This is a genomic window from Rhodanobacter sp. Soil772, assembly GCF_001428385.1.
In the GTDB taxonomy this organism is placed as follows: Bacteria; Pseudomonadota; Gammaproteobacteria; order Xanthomonadales; family Rhodanobacteraceae; genus Rhodanobacter.
Map to the genome: position 1 here is coordinate 1,245,974 of NZ_LMSK01000001.1, position 18,177 is coordinate 1,264,150.

Here is an 18,177-nt window from a genome sequence, read left to right on the forward strand (position 1 = left end):
ACGTCGACGGGCAAGCTCAGTCAGGGGTTCTCGTGGCAACACTCATTCCCACCCGCAACAGCTGCCTGCCGCGGATGACCGGCGGCGAGAAACGCGTTTCCGAGCGACTCGAACAGAAGCTCGAGGACGACTACCTGCTGTGGTACGACGTACCGGTCGGGCTGAAACAGCGCCACCCGGACTTCGTGGTGTTCCACCCGCGCCGCGGCCTGCTGGTGCTGGAGGTGAAGGACTGGAAGGCCGACACCATCCGCCACGCCGACAGCACCCAGTTCACCCTGGTCACCGAGCGCGGCCTGGTGAAGGAGAACAACCCGCTGCTGCAGGCACGCGCCTACGCACTGGAGATCGGCGTGGTGCTGGAGCGCGACCCCGCGCTGCGCCACCCCGATGGCTCGCGCTACGCCGGCAAGCTGATCATGCCGTGGGGATGGGGCGTGGTGCTGGCGAACATCACCCGCAAGCAGTTCGACGAGGGCGCGCTGGGCGAGGTACTGCCCGAGCACCTGGTGATCTGCCGCGACGAGCTGTACGAGACGGTCGAGGCCGAGGCGTTCCAGGAGCGGCTGTGGGCGATGTTCCCGCAGGTGTATCCGGTGGCGCTCACCTTGCCGCAGATCGACCGCGTGCGCTGGCACCTGTTCCCCGAGTTGCGCGTGGAAGCCGGCAGCGGCCAGTTCGGCCTGTTCGGCCTGTTCGGCCCCACCGACGCCGCCGTGCGGCCGCTGGAGATTCCCGACCTGATCAAGGTGATGGACGCGCAGCAGGAGCAACTGGCGCGCTCGATCGGCGGCGAGCATCGGGTCATCCACGGCGTCGCCGGTTCCGGCAAGACGATGATCCTCGGCTTCCGCGCGATGCAACTGGCGCGCGAAATGGGCAAGCCCATTCTGGTGCTTTGCTACAACAAGACGCTGGCGGCGCGACTGGAACAGCTGATCGGCGAGCGCGGTCTCGGCGAGAAGGTGCAGGTCTACAACTTCCACAAGTGGTGCCGCAAGATGCTGGTGGCCTACAACGAACCCCTGCCAGCGGGCAGCGGCAAGGCCTTTATCGACGCCCTGCCGCCGGCGGTGATCGCCGGCGTGGACCGAGGCCGGATTCCGCGCGCGCAGTACGGCGCCGTGCTGGTCGATGAAGGCCACGACTTCGAGCCGGACTGGTACAAGCTGATCGTGCAGATGATCGACCCGCACACCAACTCGCTGCTGGTGCTGTACGACGACGCGCAGAACATCTACGGCAATCCGAATCGCCGGAAAATCAGCTGGAAAAGCCTCGGCGTGCAGGCGCAGGGCCGCACCACCATCCTCAAGCTCAACTACCGCAACACGCTGGAAATCCTCTCGGTCGCGCGCACCTTCGCGCAGGACCTGCTGGCCTCGCGCAGCGACGATGCCGACGGCGACGGCGTGCCGTTGATCGCGCCGGAAAGCGCCGGCCGGCGCGGCGCCGTGCCCGAACTGGTGCGCACCGACACCGCCCGCGCACAGATGGATGTACTGATCGCCCGGCTGCGCGACGAACATGCGCATGGCCGTCCGTACTCCGACATGGCGGTGATCTACCGCAACCAGTGGGAGGGCGAAAAGCTGCACGACGTGCTCAAGCGCCTGGACATTCCCAGTCGCCTCGCCGACAACACCGGCAAGCAAACCCTGTTCGTGGTCGGGGACAGCGTCAAGCTGGTGACCATGCACTCGAGCAAAGGTCTGGAGTTCCCGTTCGTGATCATCCCGGGGATCGGCGGCCTGCCCAAGGAAGGTCAGTCCGAAGCCGACGAGGCGCGCCTGCTCTACGTGGCGATGACCCGCGCCACCGAGCACCTGCTGCTGATCCATCACGAGGATTCGGTGTTCAGCGCCCGCATCCGCGCCTCGATCAACGACGTGACGGCGCAGCTGGCCGGCGCCTGAGCCCGGATCTTACGCGGTCGGGTTCCGGTACGGCGCCAGCAACGCGGGATCGTCGAACAATCCCGCCGGCAGCAGGTAGCGCGGATCGCGCCCGGCGGCGAGCAGCTCGCGGATGCGCGTGGCGGAAATTTCCAGCGGGGTCACCGTAACCTCGACGACCTTGCCCGCGGGCAGCGCGCGCAGGCTCGCTGCGTCGGCGATGCGCCGGCCAGCCACTTCGCGTTCCAGTGCGTCCGGCAGATCGGCGGAAACCCCCGGCCGGCTCAGCACGCCGATATGCGCCGCCTCGAACAATTCGCGCCAGCGATGCCAGCTGGCGAGGCCGGCAAATGCATCGGCACCGAGCAGCAGCACCAGCGGGCGTTCGCCCTGCTCCGCGCGCAGTTCGTGCAAGGTGTCGATGGTCCACGACGGACCGGCGCGATCCAGTTCGCGCGTGTCGAGCGTGAGCCGCGACTGGCCGTGCAGCGCGGTGCGCAGGATCGCCACGCGCTGTGCCGCCGAAGCGAGTGGCGGCATGCGGTGCGGCGGCACGCTGGCCGGCAGCAGGCGCACCTCGGCATCGAGCAGTTCGGCCGCTTCCCACGCCACGCTGAGGTGGCCCAGGTGCACCGGGTCGAAGGTGCCGCCGAAGATGGCCAGGGGCTTCACGTTGCTACATCGCCTGCATGTGAACGGTAGCCGCTCCCAAAGCCGTCATCCCCGCGAAAACGGGAACGCTGGCAATCAGGCGGGCTGACCTTTTCATGCGAGCGCCCGGGCGGCGCGCGGCTCGGCGATCGCGGCGATCAGCCGTTCGGCCTCCTGCCACGGGTTGCCCTGCTCGCGGCCCTTGACCATGCGATCGATGCGCGAGGCGCGGGCCAGGCATTGCAGCCAGTGCTCGCGCGGCGCGCGGCGCAGGGCCTGGCGGAACAGGGTTTCGCGCGCCTGCCACAGGTGTTCGGCGCGGATCTGCGCGGCGAGGTCCGTGGCATTCGCCAGGCGCAGCGCCAGCTGCAGCTGGTTCACCAGCCAGCCCATCAGCGCCAGCAGTTCATCGCCTTCGGAGCGCAGTCCGGCGAGGATGCGCAGCGCCCGCGCGCCGTCGCCGACGAAGGCGGCATCGGTGAGCTTGAACACGTCGTAGCGGGCGCTGTCGGCAACCAGGTTCTCCATCTCGGCGGCGTCGACGCGGCCCTGCCCGTGCAGCACGGCGAGCTTGTCGACTTCCTGCGCCGCAGCAAGCAGGTTGCCTTCGACGCGCTCGGCCAGCAGCGCCACCGCATCGGGCGTGGCGGACAGGCCGCGCGAGGCGAGCCGCGCGCTGATCCACGCGCCCCATTGATCCGGTCGCGGCGAATTGAACACCACCATCGTGCCGCTGGCGTCGAGCTTCTTGCTCCAGGCGCCGTCGTGCTTGTTGCTCCACTCCATCGCGGTGACCAGCAAGGTGACGTCCGGCGGCGGATCGGCGCAGAACGCGCCAATCGCCTTGGCGCCGTCGATGCCGGGGCGGCCGGTGGGCAGGCGCAGGTCGATCAGCCGGCGGGTGGCGAACAGCGACATGCCGGCCGCCGCACGGGCCAGGTCGTTCCAGTCGAAATGCTGGCCGACCTCGAGCACTTCACGTTCGCTGTAACCCAGCTTGCGTGCCTGCGCGCGCAACGCATCGGCGGCTTCCAGCACCAGCAACTGCTCGCCGGCGAGCAGGTAGACCGGTTGCAGGCTGTCCGCCGCCAGCGCCTTCTGCCATTGGCCGGGACTGAGCGGCATCAGTGCGTGCTGGCGGCGCTTGCCGGCGCAGCCAGCTCATGTTTGCCGGCGGCCTGCAGGCGGAACAGGATCGCCTGCACCATGTCGTCGTTGAGGCTGCGCTGGATCTCCTCGACCTGCGAGGCGTTGCCGACGGTGTTGCTGGCGTCGTAGCTGTACTCGCGCGACATGTCGAGGCGCTGGTGCGGCACCAGCACCTGCCCGGCGGCATCGAGGACGTCGAACTGCACCTGGTAGCGCACCGCATACTCGGTGATGCGCGCATAACCGCCGGCGCTCAGCGTCTCGGTGCTGAACGCCGCCACCGGCACGCGCAGCTCGGCGATGCCCGTGCCGCTGTCGTCCTCGACGGTGACGCCGGATGTCTGCAGCGCACGGGTCAGGTGGCGCTCGAGCTCGCCGCCGCTGTTGACGGCGAGGTGCACCCGCTGCATTTCGGGCGGCAGGGTCGCGTTCTCGCGCAGGTGGAAACCGCAGGCGCCCAGCGCGAGCGCCGTGGCCAGCAGCAGCGAGGCTTGGAACAGGCGGCGCGCTTTCGTGAAGCTCATGGGTTTCATCCTGCGACGATGTTGACGATCTTGCCGGGTACCACGATGACCTTGCGCACCGTCATGCCCTCCAGGAAGTGCGCCACCTGCGGCTGGGCAAGCGCCAGCGCCTCGGCCTCTTCCTTCGAGGCCTGTGCGGCCAGCTCGATGGTAGCGCGCAACTTGCCGTTGATCTGCACCGCCAGGGTGACCGTGTCGCGCACCAGCGCGGTCCGATCCACCTGCGGCCACGGCTGGTCCTCCAGCACGGCCTCGACATGGCCGAGCACCTGCCACAAGGCGTGGCTGACGTGCGGCACCACCGGGTTGAGCAGCAGCACCATCGCCTCCAGCGCCTCGTGGCGCACGGCGCGGCCCTGCTCGCTCTGGTCGTTGAACTTGCCCAGCGCGTTCAGCAGTTCCATCAGCGCGGCGATCGCGGTGTTGAACGCGTGGCGCCGGCCGAAATCGTCGCTGACCTTCTGGATCGTCTCGTGCAGCTGACGGCGCAGGGCCTTCTGGCCTGCATCCAGCGTAGCGGGATCGACGACGCCTGCGGCGTCACCCCTTCCGCCAGATTCGCCCCATCCTTGGGGCTCACCCCTGTCGGGGCCAGCTACGCTGTTCCGCAGGCGCCCCTGCGCCTGCAGGTCGGCACCTTCCCCTGCCTGCAGGGGAAGGGACGAGTCGGAGTGGCCTGCGGCCACGCCACCGATACGTGCATGATCCGGACCCGCCGCGTGCGTGGTGACCTCGCGCCACAGCCGCTTGAGGAAGCGCGCCATGCCTTCAACGCCGGCCTCGCTCCACTCCAGCGACTGCTCCGGCGGCGCGGCGAACATCGAGAACAGGCGCACCGTATCAGCGCCGTACTTGCTCACCATGGTCTGCGGGTCGATGCCGTTGTTCTTCGACTTCGACATCTTCTCGGTGCCGCCGATGTGCACGCTCTGGCCATCCGCCTTGAGCACCGCGCCGGCGACGCGACCGCGCTCGTCGCGCTGCACATCGACCGCGGCCGGGTTGATCCAGTCCTTCGAGCCGTCGGCGTTGTCGCGGTAGAACGTCTCGGCGATCACCATGCCCTGGCACAGCAGGTTCTGCGCCGGCTCGTCCGAACGCACCATGCCGGCGTCGCGCAGCAGCTTGTGATAGAAGCGGAAATACAGCAGGTGCATGATCGCGTGTTCGATGCCGCCGATGTACTGGTCGACCGGCAGCCAGTAATTCGCGCGTTCGTCGATCTGCGCCTCCGCGCCGGGGCTGGTGTAGCGCGCGTAGTACCAGCTCGACTCCATGAAGGTGTCGAACGTGTCGGTCTCGCGCTCGGCCGGGCCGCCGCACTGCGGGCAGGTGGTCTTGCGCCACTCCGGGTTGGCCTTGATCGGCGACTGCACGCCGCTGAACGCCACGTCCTCGGGCAGCACCACCGGCAGTTGGTCTTCCGGCACCGGCACCGCGCCGCAGGCGGAGCAGTAGATCACCGGGATCGGACAACCCCAGTAGCGCTGGCGGCTGACACCCCAGTCGCGCAGGCGCCAGTTGACCCGGCGCTGGCCGTTGCCGGCTGCCTCGAGCACGCCGGCGATGTAGTCGAACGCGGCGCGGTAGTCCTTGCCGTCCATCGCGCCGGAGTTCACGACACGCATGTCGGCGCGGGTCTTGTCCGAATACCAGTCCTGCCAGGTTGCCGCGTCGTAGCTCTCGTCGCCGGCGGCTATCACTTGCTTGATCGGCAGGCCGTACTTGTGCGCGAACTCGAAATCGCGCTCGTCATGCCCCGGCACCGCCATCACTGCGCCGGTGCCGTAGCCCATCAGCACGAAGTTGGCGACCCATACCGGTACGCGCTCGCCGCTGACCGGATGGATCGCGCACAGGCCGGTGGCCATGCCACGCTTGTCCTGGGTTTCCAGCTCGGCCTCGGAGACGCCGCCGTGCTTCAACTCTTCGAGGAACGCCGCCAGTTGCGGGTTGCCCTGCGCCGCCTTCAGCGCCAGCGGATGCTCGCCGGCGATCGAGACGAAGGTCACCCCCATCAGCGTGTCGGGGCGCGTGGTGAACACGCTCAGCGGCGTGCTTTCGCCTTCAACAGCGAAGTGGATTTCCAGGCCTTCACTGCGGCCCAGCCAGTTGCGCTGCATGGTCTTCACCGCATCGGGCCAGCCCGGCAGCGTGTCCAGGCCGTCCAGCAATTCCTGTGCGTGACCGGTGATCTTCAAGAACCACTGCGGGATCTCGCGCTTCTCGACGACGGCACCGGAGCGCCAGCCGCGGCCGTCGACGACCTGCTCGTTGGCCAGCACGGTGTGGTCGACCGGGTCCCAGTTCACCACCGCGTTCTTGCGGTATGCCATGCCCTTCTTCAGCAGGCGGGTGAACATCAGCTGTTCCCAGCGGTAATAGTCCGGGCGGCAGGTGGCGAACTCGCGGCTCCAGTCGATCGCGTAGCCCAGCGACTGCAGCTGGCTGCGCATGTGGTCGATGTTCGCGTAGGTCCACTTCGCCGGCGCGGTGTGGTTCTTGATCGCGGCGTTCTCCGCCGGCAGGCCGAACGCGTCCCAGCCCATCGGCTGCAGCACGTTCTTGCCCTGCATGCGCTGGTAGCGGCTGATCACGTCGCCGATGGTGTAGTTGCGCACGTGGCCCATGTGCAGCGCGCCGGACGGGTACGGCAGCATCGACAGGCAGTAGAACTTCGGCCGCGAGGCATCCTCCTTCACTTCATAGGCGCGCTGCGCATTCCAGTACTGCTGCGCGGCGGCTTCCACTGCCTGGGGGCGATAGGCAGCTTCATCCTGTTCGAGAGAGGTCGGGGCTTGAATGTCCTGCATGATTCCGGTGCCGTTGTGCGGTTGGTGCGAGCCGGCCCAAGCCGGCTGAGTGAACTGGTCAGACTAGCCCAGCGCAGGCCGGGCGCCAAGCTGGCGACCTTCAGCCGGGTGGGCAGGCAGGCGCCTGGCCATCGCCGAGCGCCCGCGCCGCGGTGGCGATCTGCACCGCCAACCGGGCGATCGCGCGCTGATGGCCCTGCACCAGGGCGGGGTAACCCGGCCCCACCGCTTCGCTGACGCGGCTGGTACAGGCCAGCGTGGCGGGCCGGGCGCCGTGCAGCAGGCGCACGCTCCAGGCGGACTCGATCAAGGCATAGCTGCCGGGCGCGGAGTCGAACCGGCGCACGTCCAGCTTGATCCGCAGCAGCGGTTTGCCGTTGCCGGGCAAGCCGCTGACGTCCGCGCTGTGCAGTTCGCGCGCGAGGTCGGCCGACAGCGCGCTGCGCACCTCGTCGCCGAGCGGGGCAATCCAGCGCTCGCTGCCGAGCAGGGCCACGCCCTGCCCGCCCTCGCGCACCACCAGTTGCGGCTGGTCGACCTGTGCCGGCACACCGACCGCCAGCAACTCGAACGGCAGCGATGGCGCAACCGACGGCGCCACCAGGCCGCCGGCGGACTCGTCCGCCGGCGCAACGAGCGTGTAGTAGTGCAGCGGCGCCGAGGCGCAGGCCGCCAGCAGCAGGCCGGCCGCCGCGACCCACAGATGCCTTCCGGTACGAATCATGGCTTGCTCCCTTGCGCCGGCTGGATCGCCGCCGGCGTGATGTTGGCGGGTTTCGCGTCGGCGGGCTTCGCGTCCGGGCGACGGCCGCGGATCAGCGACTCCGGATGGCCGCCCAGGTAATCGGTCAGCACGCGCAGCGAACGCGCCATGCGCTGCACCTGTTCCAGCGTGGCGCCCAGGTTCTGCTGCAGCGGCGAGTCGCCGGCCAGCGCATCGTTCGCCGTGCCCATGGTCTGCTGCACGCCGTGCAAGGTGTCCTTGAATGCCGGCAGGGTCTCGCCGTTGACCTGCTTCAGCGTGGCGTTGAGGCCAGCCAGGGTCTGGTCCAGGTTGCGCCCGATGCTGTCGAACGGAACCTTGTTGAGCTTGTCGACGATTTCCGCCATCTGCTCCTGCAGCTTGTCGAAGCTGCCCGGCACCGTCGGGAGGGTCAGCGGCTTGGCCTGCGGGTCGAACGCCACTTTCGGCGTCTTCGGTATGAAATCGAGCGCCACGTACAACTGGCCGGTGAGCAGGTTGCCGGTGCGCGCCTGCGCGCGCAGTCCGTGTTCGACCAGGCGCCCCATCAACTGCGACAGGTCGGCATTCTCGCCACGCGCCTTGGCCATGGCCTCCAGCTTGTCGTAGGCGGCGCCCAGGCGTTGCGGATAGACCACCGCGCCGACCAGCACCGGGAAGCGCTGCTTCTGCTCGTCGTAGTCGAGCCGCACCGACACCACCTTGCCGATGTTGATGCCGAGGAACTCCACCGGCGCGTCCACCGCCAGCCCGCGCACCGACTGCTCGAAGCGCATGCGGATGTAGTGCGGCGTGCCGTCCGGCGGCGCCATCGCCGTGGCCTGGTCGCCGAACAGCGTGTACTCGTTGTCCTCCGGCGCCGACGTGCTGTCGTGCGGCCCGGGCGGATCCTGGAACGCCACGCCGCCGGCCAGCACGGTGGCCAGCGACTGGGTGTTGAGCTTCAACCCGTTCGCGCCGATCGACACGTCCACGCCACTGGCGTTCCAGAAGCGCGAGGCGCGGGTGACGAACTTGTCGTTGGGGCCGTCGACGAAGATCTGCAGCGAGACGCCCTTGCCGTCCTTGTCCAGCTGATAGGACACCACCCGGCCGACCTGGATGCGCCGGTAGTACACCGGCGAGCCGATATCGAGCGAGCCAAGGTCGTCGCTGTGCAGCATGAAGCTGCGGCCGGGCGCACCGTGGTTCACCGCCGGCGGCGTCTCCAGCCCCTGGAACTCGTCCTCGGATTCGTTCGAGTCGCCCACGTCGGCGCCGATGAACGCGCCCGACAGCAAGGTGTCGATGCCGGACACCCCGCCCAGCCCGATCCGCGGGCGCACCACCCAGAAGCGCGTGTCCTTGCTGGCGAAGCCTTCGGCGCTTTTCTCCAGCGCCACATTGACCAGCACGTGGCTGCGGTCGCCGCTGAGATGGATCTTGTTGACCCGCCCGATCACCACGTTCTTGTACTTCACCGGAGTCTTGCCGGCCTCCAGGCCTTCGGCGCTCTGGAAGCTGATGGTGATCTGCGGGCCGGCCTGCAGCCAGTTGTTGATCACCAGCGACAGGCCGACCAGCGCCGCCAGCGCCGGGATCAGCCAGATCAGCGAGGCATTGAAACGGCGCCGTTTCACCACCGGCCGCGGCAGCTCGCCACCCGGCGGGCCCTGTTCGATGGGGTTGTCGTCAGTCATCGGTATCCTTGCCATCCCAGATCAAGCGGGGGTCAAAACTCATCGAGGCCAGCATGGTCAGCACCACGGTCAGGCCGAAGAAGATCACGCCGGGCAACGGTTCCACCAGGCTCAACACGCTGAAGCGCACCAGCGCCGTCAGCAACGCCACCACGAACACGTCCAGCATCGACCAGTAGCCGATCAGCTCGACCAGCCGGTAGAGTTTTGCACGTTGCACCCGCGCCCAGCCGCTGCCGCGCTGGCTGCTCACCAGCAAGGTGCCCAGCGCGAGGAACTTCAGCACCGGCACCACGATGCTGGCGGTGAACACGATGACCGCCAGGTTCGGCGAACCGGCGCGCCACAACTCGACCACTCCGCTGATGATGGTGTTGTCGTCGACGTCGTTGAGGCTGGCGGTGCGCATGATCGGCAGCACGTTGGCCGGGATGTACAGAATGAACGCGGCGATCAGCAGCGCCCAGGTCCGCACGTAGCTGTTCGGCTTGCGCCGGCGCAGGGTGGTGCCGCAGCGCGGGCACGCCATGTCGTCGCCCACGCCGTCGCCATCCAGCCGCGGGTCGCCGGGCACGTTGCGGCACACCAGCCCGCAGACCGTGCAGGCGATCAGGCCGAGCTCGCTGGCGCGCGGCAGGGCGCTCACGCGGTCTCCTCCGGCACATCGTCCCACAGCTGGCGCAGGTCCACGCCGGCGAAAACGGTGATCAGCAGGGTCAGCGCCGCATACGCGTAGATGCCCGGGTCCGGCGTCACGTCGAAATAGGTGTGCGCCTTGACGATCGCCACCAGCGCGCCCAGCACGAACACCTCGCTCATCGTCCACGGCCCGAGGTAATGCAGGATCACCATCAGCCGCACGAAGCCGGGCGCGCGCCGCCCGGCCCGGGCGAACCACAGCAGCCAGCCCAGCAGCAGCATCTTCAGCAGCGGGAAGAAGAACAGCGTGGCGGCGACCAGCACCGAGACGACCTGGGCCTGCTCGCGCCACATCGCGAGAATCATGCCCCACAGCGTGGTGCTGCTCTGTTGGCCGCTCAGGCCCAGCGTCACGATCGGCCACATGTTCGCCTGCACGAACACGATCATCGCGGTCAGGATCAGCGCCAGCATCGCGTTCACGCTCAGCGCGTGGTAACGCTCCAGCTCCGCCTCGCAGCGTGCGCAGCGCGCCACGTCGCCGCGCGCCAACGTGCGCCGGCGGTAGACCGTGTCGCAGTGCTCGCAGATCAACAGCGCTTCAGGTGAGCTCATGCCCATGCAGCCGGTGCCTTGCTTCGGCGTGACGATCCGTGGATTCTCGCAAATCTATCGTGAACGCGCCGCTTGATATGCTCGGCGGTGCCCCGATCTGAACCGGCATCCGCCGAGCTGGAGTTTCCCGTGACCGATGCCGCCACCGTTTCCCATGTCTTCGACGTGGACCAGCAGGCCTTCGAGGCCGACGTCCTGCAGGCTTCGCTGACCACGCCGGTGTTGGTGGATTTCTGGGCGACCTGGTGCGAGCCATGCAAGACGCTCGGCCCGATGCTGGAAAAACTCGCTGCCGAATACAACGGCGCGTTCCGGCTGGGCAAGGTCGACGTGGACACCCAGCAGGAACTGGCCGGCATGTTCGGCATCCGCAGCATTCCCACCGTGGTGCTGGTGAAGGACGGCCAGGTGCTCGACGGTTTCACCGGCGCGCTGCCGGAAGGCCAGCTGCGCGAGTTCCTGTCGCGTCACGTGCAGCCGCTGGAGGCGCCCGCCGAACCGGCCGAAGAAGAAGCCGTGCAGGAAACCCCGGAGCAGGCGGTCGACCGGCTGCAGCAGGCGATCGCCACCGGGCCAGACAAGCCCGAACTCAAACTCGACCTGGCGCTGGCGCTGATGCACGCCGGCCAGATCGCCGCCGCGGAAACAGAACTCGCCGCCCTGCCGGCGAACCTGGCCACCGACGCCCGCGCCGTGCGCCTGCGCAGCGAGCTGGATCTGGCCCACGCACTGAAAGACGCGCCCGCCCTTGCCGAACTGCAGCAGCGCGTGCAGGCCGACGACAGCGACTGGGCCGCACGCGACCAGCTCGGCGTGCGCCTGCTGCTGGAAGGCGACGCCGATGCCGCTTTCGAGCAGTTTCTGGTGATCCTGCAGAAAGCCCGCGACTGGAACGACGGCCAGGCGAAGAAGCGCCTGCTCGCCGCCTTCGCCACGCTGGACGACGCCGAACTGGTGGGCCGCTACCGGCGGCGGATGGCTTCGCTGCTGTTCTGATTCCGCCCCCCCGAACGCGCGGGGCACCGCCCGCCGGCTCTTGCTTTCCGGCAACACGAAAAGCGGCGGACGGTGTCCGCCCTGCGGGAAAGCACAGTCCATACTGCCGCGTACGCTCGGGTATGATCGGACCTCCCCGCCCGGACAAATCCCCGCATGCGCGCTTCCACCTTCCGCCGGCTGCTCAACCTGTGGCCGCCGTTCCTGATCAACGCGATCCGCGTGCAGTCGCTCAGCGACGATTTCTCCGAGGCAAAAGTGGTGCTGCGGCTGCGCCCGTGGAACCGCAACTACGTACGCAGCCAGTTCGGCGGCAACCTGTTCGCGATGGTCGACCCGTTCTGGATGCTGCTGGCGATGCACCAGCTCGGCAACGACTACTACGTATGGGACAAGGCCGGCACGATCGACTTCGTGGCGCCGGGCCGCGAGGACGTCTACGCGCACTTCAAGCTGGAGCCGGCCGTGGTCGACGAACTGCGCGCAGCCGCCGCCGGCGGCGGGAAGGTGCTGCGCTGGTTCGAAACCGAAGTAAAGACCGCCTCCGGCGAGGTCATCGCGATCGTGCGCAAGCAGCTCTACGTGCGGCTGAAGCCGAAGGCGCGCTGAGCCCCTCTCCCCCTGGCGCAGCTCGGAGGAGAAGGAGCACTGCACGCATCCCACGTTCTTCGCTCTTCGCCTTTCGCGTCACTCGCGTTCGAAGCAGGCGATCTCATCCAGTTGCCGCGAGGCACGCGCCAGCGTGCAGCCGGACAGGTCGTTCACCACGCGTTGCAGCCACGGCGACTCGATCGGACGACCGGCCAGCCGCCGCGCCAGCCACAGGCTGAAGCCGACGCCAACGGCGCCCACCGCCATGTTCGCCCAGATCCATCCCGCTGCCCCGGCAAACATGTCCACCCCGGACCACCAGGTCAGCAGTACCAGCGGCACCAGCAGCCACAGGAACCACCACGGCAGGCCCAGCGCCAGCGTGCTGACCATGCGGAATCGGCGCAGTTGCGCCAGCCGCCGCTGCAGCACCAGCACCGGCGCATCGAACAGGTAGATGCGGCTGAGCAGGAACAGCTGGGTGACGCTCGACCAGATGCCGGCAATGCCATAGACGTGCAACAGCAGGCCGATCACCAGCAAATGCGTGACGTGCCGGTGCGCCACCCAGAACGAGGCGACGAACACCACGAAAGCCAGCCAGCAGGCGATCTCGACCGCCTGTCCCAACAGGCTCCAGCGCAGCGTCGAACGCACCTTGTCCATCCGCCGCTCGCGGAAGTCCTGGCGCAGCAGCACCTCCATGCCGTCCTGGCGCAGGTCCATGTGCGCCCACGCCTGTTTCATGTCGTCGAGTTCCATCGTCATGCTCCAGTGATTTCCGCGGCGGTCATCTGCTCGCGCAGCTTCTGCTTGATGCGACCGAGCTTGGTCGCCACGTTGGTTTCGCTGATGCCGAGCACGTCGGCGATCTCGGCGTAGCTGCGGTCTTCCAGGTACAGCAGGATCAGCGCGCGGTTCAGCGGGTCGAGCTGGCCGATGAAGGCGTACAGCGCGGTCAGCCGCTCGTCCTGTTCGGCGATCGGTTCGCCACCGCCCACGGTTTCCAAGTGATGCGTGTCCAACGGCTCGAAACGGTCGGCATCGGGCCAGCGCCGCGCCTGCGAGATCGCCACGTTCAGCGCGATGCGGTACATCCAGGTGGAAAACTTCGCGCGGCTTTCGTCATAGCCACCGAACGACCGCCACAACTGCGCGCCGATCTCCTGCACCAGGTCGTCGCGGTCGGCGGCGCTGCGGCTGTACAGGCCGGCCACCTTGAACACGATCCTGCGATGCTCGTGCAGCAGCGACTCGAAACGTTGCTGGTGTTGTCTGCCGGTCATGGACGCCTGCTTCCCCGCGGTTCACCCCATGATTCGCAGGGTACGGAAAAAAATCACAGGACACCGATGTGGAAACGGGTGCGGTTCCGAAGGTCGGCGAGGACATGGCGAACCCCGACCGGGAGGCTCCACAGGTCGGGCGGGAGGTACGGAACCCCGGTGGGGAGGTTGCGAAGCTCGACGGAGAGGTTCCGAGCCTCGACGGGGACGTGCCCCAGGTCGGCGGGGAGGTTCGGAAAGTCGACGGGGATGTAGCGAAGCGCGGCGCCGGGGTGGCGAACCGCGATGCCGCGGTAGCGCAGGTCCGTGTCGACCTGCAAAGTCCCGGCGGCGCGGTCGGCGACCGCCCCGCCGGGGTTCACGACTCAGGCCGCGGCCGGCTCCGGCGCGGCGCGGTTGGCGCGCGGGCCAGGGAAGCGCTGGCGCAGGTCGTCGTACACGTCCTGCGCGCCATCACGGCCGCGATGGGCCGCCTCGCGCACGCTCTGGTAGTACGCCAGGTCCGCCATCCACACCTCGCTGGCCACCAGTTGCAGCGTGTCGTCCACGCTGGCGGCCAGCGTCTGCAGCTCCGCCGCGAAGCGCAACAACTGGCTGCGCAGGGCGCGATCCTTCTGCACCTCGGCCAGCTCCACGAAACCCGGCACGAACTGCGCCCGGTTCGCCATGTAGGTCACGCACTTCTCGTCGAAACCCACCGACTTCGGCCCCAGCCGCGGCAAGGCCTGCCGCTCCTGCGCCGACAGCGTCACCAGAAACGGCAGCGCCGCACGGATCGCCGCCAGCGCCCCCTGCACCGAAGCCACCCGCTCATCCGACAGCTCCGCCGAAATTCGATTGTCACTGGACATGGAAACACTCCTTGTATGTCGCAAGCCGCCCGATCGGCGGCGCGAGGAGGGTAACAACCCGCCGCTGCGGGCTTGGAGCGCGTCGTGGTGTAGGGGATGGATGGCCAGCTGCCCTACCCGGGGCCTCTGTGCGGCGGTGGGTCGGGGACGACAGGACGTCGGCTCCTTTTCGCCAAGGCAGGCGAGCGCATGACGAGGGCATGGATGCCCGAGTGGAGGCAACGCAGGAGCGGTTGCCCGATACCCGGCAAGCGCCAAACGGGGTTGTCTTCCATACCGACCCGGTCATGCCGGTTCAGGCGGCCTCGCTCACTTGCACTTCCAGACGACGCCCGAGCAACTCCAGCGCCGCGTCCAGTTGTTCCATCCGCGAGCCGTGGCGCACGTCCAGCAGGCGATCCACCGACGGACGCGGCAAACCAAGCCTGCGTGCCAGTTCGGCCTTGCTCAAGTCCTGATCCAGCACGGCACCGTATAGAGCGAGCTTGGCCTTGGTGAGGGTTGGCAGGTAGATCATCAGCCGCCGACGCGTGCTCGCCCTGGCCGCCGGGATGGGGCGTCGATCCTGCATGTAGCCGTACAGGGCCGTTTCGATGGCATCCAGCACTTCTTCTTCGGTTCGTTGATGCTCGTAGACCACCGCGTGCATTTCGGGAATGTCCGGGCAGGACACCAACACGGCGTCGCCGTGCCGCTCCAGCGCTACCGCATAGCCGGACGGCACCGCGTCAATGATCGTGCGATTTTTCGCCATGCTGCTCACTCCGCAGATTGCCTCGGCCCTTGCAGGCCAAGGTCTTTCAGGATCGCCTTGCGCAAGGGCTCGGGCATCTCTTTCGAGCCGTGGCTGGGACACACCGAGGTGCGCCCTCGATACCGCACCAGCTGATGGCTGCCTTTGCCGGGCTCGAATGTCACACCTTGCCGCTTCAGCCACCGGATGAACTCGCTGTACTTCATCCGCACGTCCCTTCCATGGTGTGACGGCACCATAGCATCATATTTGATGCATGCGTGGACGAAGGCCTGCGGGAAGCTCTGCGCTCCGCATGCCGGAACAAGCCATGGCAATGCGACCGAAGTCGCTCCCACAAGGCCCCGCCGCCGTCGCCTACAATGCGGAATCCCCTCACACGCGGACCACTCCATGCCCCGCCTGCGCCTCAAACGCTACCTGCTGACCGGACTGCTCACCTTCATCCCGCTGTGGGTAACCTGGCTGGTGTTCAAGTTCGTGCTGGGCGTGCTGGCCGGCATCGGCGCGCCGCTGGTGGCCGCACTGCTGAATGGCCTGGCGCTGGTGGCGCCGCATACGGCCGAATCGCTGAAGATGGAGTGGTTGGTTTTCATCGTCGCGCTGGTGATCACCCTGGTCGCGCTGTACCTGCTCGGCTTCGTGGCGAACCGGGTGATCGGCCAGCGTTTCCTCAGTGGCTTCGACGCCCTGCTGGCGCGCATTCCGCTGGTGCAGACGATTTACGGCGGCACCAAGAAGCTGATGGCGGTGCTGCAGAACAAGCCGTCCGGGGTGCAGCGCGTGGTGCTGGTGGAGTTCCCCCGTCGCGGCATGAAGGTGGTCGGCTTCGTCACCCGGGTGATGATCGAGGAAGGCAGCGGCCGCGAGATGGCGGCGGTGTTCATCCCGACCACGCCGAATCCCACGGGCGGTTATCTCGTCGTGCTGCCGCTGGGCGAACTGACCCCGACCGACTGGACGATGGACCAGGCGATGGCCTTCATCATCTCCGGCGGCGCGGTGGCGCCCGATACGCTGCCTGCTTCGCCGGCGCTGCCGCATCGCGACGAAACCGGGACCCCTGCATGAGCCTGCGCCGCGTCCTGTTGTCCCTCCTGTTTGGTGTTGCCGTCTCGTCCGCCCATGCAGCTGGCCCGGGTGCGGCCGACTGGATCACTCCGGCCGAAGCCACCCACTTCCGCAGCACGCCCAGCTACGCCGACACGCTGGCGTATCTGCAACGCCTGCAACGGGCGGCGCCGGACGTGATCCGTCTGCAAACCTTCGGCAGTACGCCCGAAGGCCGGCCGATGACGGTGGTGATCGCCAGCGGCGACGGCACGTTCGACCCCGCCGCCGCGCGCGCCGCGCACAAACCCGTGGTGCTGCTGCAGGCCGGCATCCACCCCGGCGAGATCGAGGGCAAGGACGCCGGGCTGATGTTGCTGCGCGATATCGCGGTCACCGGCAAGTACCCGCGCCTGCTCGACCACGTGGTGCTGGTCTACATCCCGGTGTTCAGCGTGGACGGCCACGAGAATGCTTCGCCGTACCACCGCATCAACCAGAACGGCCCGGACCGCATGGGCTTCCGCGGCCAGTCGCAGTACCTCAACCTCAACCGCGACTATGTGAAAGCCGATGCGCCGGAAATGCGCGCATGGCTGAAGCTGTGGCAGCGCTGGCTGCCGGACTTCCTGATCGACGTGCACACCACCGACGGCGCCGACTATCAGTACGACCTCACCTGGTACACCGAAGACCCACACAAGCTCGACCCGGCGGTGAGCGCATGGCAGCACGACGCCATCGTCAACCACGCACTACCCGCGTACGAGAAACGCGGCCACCTCGCCTCGATCTACCTGGAGTTCAAGGACGGCCGCGACCCGCGCTTGGGGCTAGTGAACTTCGGTTCCGGCCCGCGCTTCTCCACCGGCTACGCCGCGCTGCAGAACCGTCCCGCGCTGCTGATCGAGACGCACATGCTGAAGCCGTACGCGAACCGCGTGCGGGCCGTCTACGACCTGGTCGAGTCGCTGCTGGAGCAGATCAACCAGCATCCGGCCGACCTGCTGGCTACTACCGCCAAAGCCGATGCCGACACCATCGCCCGTGCCCACCAGGCGCATGCGCTGGTGCCACTAACGTTCAAGCCGGATCCGCAATCGACGAAGTACGAACTCAAGGGCTACGCGTTCACGCTGAGCCACAGCGACATTTCCAACAGCGAGTGGATCCGCTACGACCCCGGCCAGCCGAAGAGTTACCGCATCGACAACTGGAACGGCCTGCTGCCGGACCTGTCGATCGCCCCGCCGGCCGCCTACGTGGTGCCGGCGCAGTGGACCACGATCATCGACAAGCTCGACGCCCACGGCATTCGCTACCGGCGCACCGAACGAGTGCAGACGCTCCGCGCCGAGGGCTACCAGCTCGACGATCCGACGTGGGCCGACAAGCCGTTCGAAGGCCACCTGATGCTGCGCGACTTCACCTTGCACGCCGTGCCGCGCGAGGCGACCCTGCCGGCCGGCTCGGCGATCGTGCCGCTGGACCAGCGCGCCGCCAACGTGGCGATCGAACTGCTCGAACCGCAGGCGCCGGACTCGCTGCTGCGCTGGGGCTACCTCGATGCGGTGTTCGAGGCCAAGGAATACGGCGAGCCGCGCGTGGTGGAACAGCTGGCGCGCGAGATGCTGGCGAAGGACCCGGCGCTGAAGGCCGCGTTCGCGCAGAAGCTGCATGACGATCCGGCCTTCGCCGCCGATCCGCGCGCCCGGCTGGCGTTCTTCTTCGAACGCTCGCCCTGGTACGCCACCCAGCACGTCGGCGCCTACCCCGTGCTGCGCCTGGACGCCGCACAGCTGCAGCATTTGTCGACGCCTGTCCAGCCTGCTGGCGGCCATGGCACCCCTGACCTTTGACACTGTGCCACCCATGACGTTTGACCTAGCGTGAACGGCCATGTCCGCGTTCCGGGGGGATCCGACGGCGCGGCCAGACAACA

The 18,177-nt window shown here is 67.8% G+C and carries 18 protein-coding genes and 2 pseudogenes; 5 read left to right on the plus strand and 15 right to left on the minus strand.

Annotated elements, in window-relative coordinates:
• The first annotated feature begins 74 nt into the window (after window positions 1-74).
• The gene (locus ASG75_RS05860) at window positions 75-1,916 is read left to right on the plus strand and encodes a 3'-5' exonuclease (RefSeq protein WP_056386561.1); all 1,842 of its coding nucleotides are present in this window, start codon (window positions 75-77) and stop codon (window positions 1,914-1,916) included.
• Between the two features lie 9 nt (window positions 1,917-1,925).
• Here the strand turns inward: ASG75_RS05860 and nadD are convergent, their stop codons facing one another.
• The 9 genes and pseudogenes from nadD to ASG75_RS05900 form a co-directional block, all read right to left on the minus strand.
• Window positions 1,926-2,567 (minus strand): nicotinate-nucleotide adenylyltransferase, encoded by a 642-nt coding sequence (nadD, locus tag ASG75_RS05865; RefSeq protein WP_056386563.1) that lies wholly within the window; start codon window positions 2,565-2,567, stop codon window positions 1,926-1,928.
• Window positions 2,568-2,660: 93 nt separating this feature from the next.
• Entirely contained in the window at window positions 2,661-3,671 is a 1,011-nt protein-coding gene (gene holA, locus ASG75_RS05870; protein ID WP_056386565.1) for a DNA polymerase III subunit delta, read from the minus strand.
• Entirely contained in the window at window positions 3,671-4,219 is a 549-nt protein-coding gene (gene lptE, locus ASG75_RS05875; RefSeq protein WP_056386567.1) for an LPS assembly lipoprotein LptE, read from the minus strand. The genes holA and lptE overlap by 1 nt, the downstream gene beginning before the upstream one ends.
• Before the next feature lie 5 nt (window positions 4,220-4,224).
• Window positions 4,225-4,758: pseudogene (locus ASG75_RS16755) on the minus strand (class I tRNA ligase family protein); the annotation flags it as partial.
• A gap of 174 nt (window positions 4,759-4,932) precedes the next feature.
• Window positions 4,933-7,032 (minus strand): annotated as a pseudogene (gene leuS / locus ASG75_RS05880) (leucine--tRNA ligase); the annotation flags it as partial.
• 100 nt (window positions 7,033-7,132) lie between these two features.
• Entirely contained in the window at window positions 7,133-7,756 is a 624-nt protein-coding gene (locus ASG75_RS05885) for a PqiC family protein (protein ID WP_056386571.1), read from the minus strand.
• Window positions 7,753-9,453: an MlaD family protein gene (locus tag ASG75_RS05890; RefSeq protein ID WP_056386572.1), complete on the minus strand. Its 1,701-nt coding sequence runs from the start codon at window positions 9,451-9,453 to the stop codon at window positions 7,753-7,755. Before ASG75_RS05890 ends, ASG75_RS05885 begins: the two co-directional genes overlap by 4 nt.
• Entirely contained in the window at window positions 9,446-10,099 is a 654-nt protein-coding gene (locus ASG75_RS05895) for a paraquat-inducible protein A (RefSeq protein WP_056386574.1), read from the minus strand. The genes ASG75_RS05890 and ASG75_RS05895 overlap by 8 nt, the downstream gene beginning before the upstream one ends.
• Window positions 10,096-10,713, minus strand: a complete 618-nt coding sequence (locus ASG75_RS05900; protein WP_056386576.1) for a paraquat-inducible protein A — start codon at window positions 10,711-10,713, stop codon at window positions 10,096-10,098. The genes ASG75_RS05895 and ASG75_RS05900 overlap by 4 nt, the downstream gene beginning before the upstream one ends.
• Window positions 10,714-10,836: 123 nt before the next feature.
• Between ASG75_RS05900 and trxA the strand changes: the two genes are divergently transcribed.
• On the plus strand, window positions 10,837-11,703 hold the full coding sequence (gene trxA / locus ASG75_RS05905) for a thioredoxin (RefSeq protein WP_056386578.1): 867 nt from the start codon (window positions 10,837-10,839) through the stop codon (window positions 11,701-11,703).
• A gap of 156 nt (window positions 11,704-11,859) precedes the next feature.
• Window positions 11,860-12,312: a DUF4442 domain-containing protein gene (locus ASG75_RS05910; RefSeq protein ID WP_056386580.1), complete on the plus strand. Its 453-nt coding sequence runs from the start codon at window positions 11,860-11,862 to the stop codon at window positions 12,310-12,312.
• A gap of 78 nt (window positions 12,313-12,390) precedes the next feature.
• On the opposite strand, the gene ASG75_RS05915 is transcribed toward ASG75_RS05910, so the two are convergent.
• The 6 genes from ASG75_RS05915 to ASG75_RS05940 form a co-directional block, all read right to left on the minus strand.
• Window positions 12,391-13,056 (minus strand): hypothetical protein, encoded by a 666-nt coding sequence (locus tag ASG75_RS05915; protein ID WP_056386582.1) that lies wholly within the window; start codon window positions 13,054-13,056, stop codon window positions 12,391-12,393.
• 2 nt (window positions 13,057-13,058) lie between these two features.
• Complete coding sequence (locus ASG75_RS05920) at window positions 13,059-13,580, minus strand: sigma-70 family RNA polymerase sigma factor (RefSeq protein ID WP_056386583.1); 522 nt, start codon at window positions 13,578-13,580, stop codon at window positions 13,059-13,061.
• Window positions 13,581-13,633: 53 nt separating this feature from the next.
• Window positions 13,634-13,942, minus strand: a complete 309-nt coding sequence (locus ASG75_RS05925) for a hypothetical protein (protein ID WP_056386585.1) — start codon at window positions 13,940-13,942, stop codon at window positions 13,634-13,636.
• 3 nt (window positions 13,943-13,945) lie between these two features.
• On the minus strand, window positions 13,946-14,431 hold the full coding sequence (locus tag ASG75_RS05930; RefSeq protein ID WP_056386587.1) for a hypothetical protein: 486 nt from the start codon (window positions 14,429-14,431) through the stop codon (window positions 13,946-13,948).
• Between the two features lie 295 nt (window positions 14,432-14,726).
• Entirely contained in the window at window positions 14,727-15,185 is a 459-nt protein-coding gene (locus tag ASG75_RS05935; protein WP_157616901.1) for an XRE family transcriptional regulator, read from the minus strand.
• Between the two features lie 5 nt (window positions 15,186-15,190).
• On the minus strand, window positions 15,191-15,391 hold the full coding sequence (locus ASG75_RS05940) for a type II toxin-antitoxin system HicA family toxin (RefSeq protein WP_056387070.1): 201 nt from the start codon (window positions 15,389-15,391) through the stop codon (window positions 15,191-15,193).
• Between the two features lie 187 nt (window positions 15,392-15,578).
• Here ASG75_RS05940 and ASG75_RS05945 point away from each other — a divergent pair, with 187 nt between their 5' ends.
• Both ASG75_RS05945 and ASG75_RS05950 read left to right on the plus strand, forming a co-directional pair.
• Window positions 15,579-16,256, plus strand: coding sequence for a DUF502 domain-containing protein (locus tag ASG75_RS05945; RefSeq protein WP_056386589.1), 678 nt, complete (start codon window positions 15,579-15,581; stop codon window positions 16,254-16,256).
• Window positions 16,253-18,094: a M14 family metallopeptidase gene (locus tag ASG75_RS05950; RefSeq protein ID WP_157616902.1), complete on the plus strand. Its 1,842-nt coding sequence runs from the start codon at window positions 16,253-16,255 to the stop codon at window positions 18,092-18,094. The genes ASG75_RS05945 and ASG75_RS05950 overlap by 4 nt, the downstream gene beginning before the upstream one ends.
• Window positions 18,095-18,177: the final 83 nt, after the last annotated feature.

Bases quoted from the DNA above. Each gene is read 5' to 3' on its own strand.
- ASG75_RS05860 (WP_056386561.1), top strand. From the start codon at position 75: ATGACCGGCGGCGAGAAACGCGTTTCCGAGCGACTCGAACAGAAGCTC.
- ASG75_RS05930 (WP_056386587.1), bottom strand. From the start codon at position 14,431: ATGTCCAGTGACAATCGAATTTCGGCGGAGCTGTCGGATGAGCGGGTG.
- ASG75_RS05940 (WP_056387070.1), bottom strand. From the start codon at position 15,391: ATGAAGTACAGCGAGTTCATCCGGTGGCTGAAGCGGCAAGGTGTGACA.
- lptE (WP_056386567.1), bottom strand. From the start codon at position 4,219: ATGAGCTTCACGAAAGCGCGCCGCCTGTTCCAAGCCTCGCTGCTGCTG.
- holA (WP_056386565.1), bottom strand. From the start codon at position 3,671: ATGCCGCTCAGTCCCGGCCAATGGCAGAAGGCGCTGGCGGCGGACAGC.
- ASG75_RS05900 (WP_056386576.1), bottom strand. From the start codon at position 10,713: ATGGGCATGAGCTCACCTGAAGCGCTGTTGATCTGCGAGCACTGCGAC.
- ASG75_RS05910 (WP_056386580.1), top strand. From the start codon at position 11,860: ATGCGCGCTTCCACCTTCCGCCGGCTGCTCAACCTGTGGCCGCCGTTC.
- ASG75_RS05935 (WP_157616901.1), bottom strand. From the start codon at position 15,185: ATGGCGAAAAATCGCACGATCATTGACGCGGTGCCGTCCGGCTATGCG.
- ASG75_RS05920 (WP_056386583.1), bottom strand. From the start codon at position 13,580: ATGACCGGCAGACAACACCAGCAACGTTTCGAGTCGCTGCTGCACGAG.
- ASG75_RS05890 (WP_056386572.1), bottom strand. From the start codon at position 9,453: ATGACTGACGACAACCCCATCGAACAGGGCCCGCCGGGTGGCGAGCTG.
- ASG75_RS05915 (WP_056386582.1), bottom strand. From the start codon at position 13,056: ATGGAACTCGACGACATGAAACAGGCGTGGGCGCACATGGACCTGCGC.
- ASG75_RS05945 (WP_056386589.1), top strand. From the start codon at position 15,579: ATGCCCCGCCTGCGCCTCAAACGCTACCTGCTGACCGGACTGCTCACC.
- ASG75_RS05885 (WP_056386571.1), bottom strand. From the start codon at position 7,756: ATGATTCGTACCGGAAGGCATCTGTGGGTCGCGGCGGCCGGCCTGCTG.
- ASG75_RS05950 (WP_157616902.1), top strand. From the start codon at position 16,253: ATGAGCCTGCGCCGCGTCCTGTTGTCCCTCCTGTTTGGTGTTGCCGTC.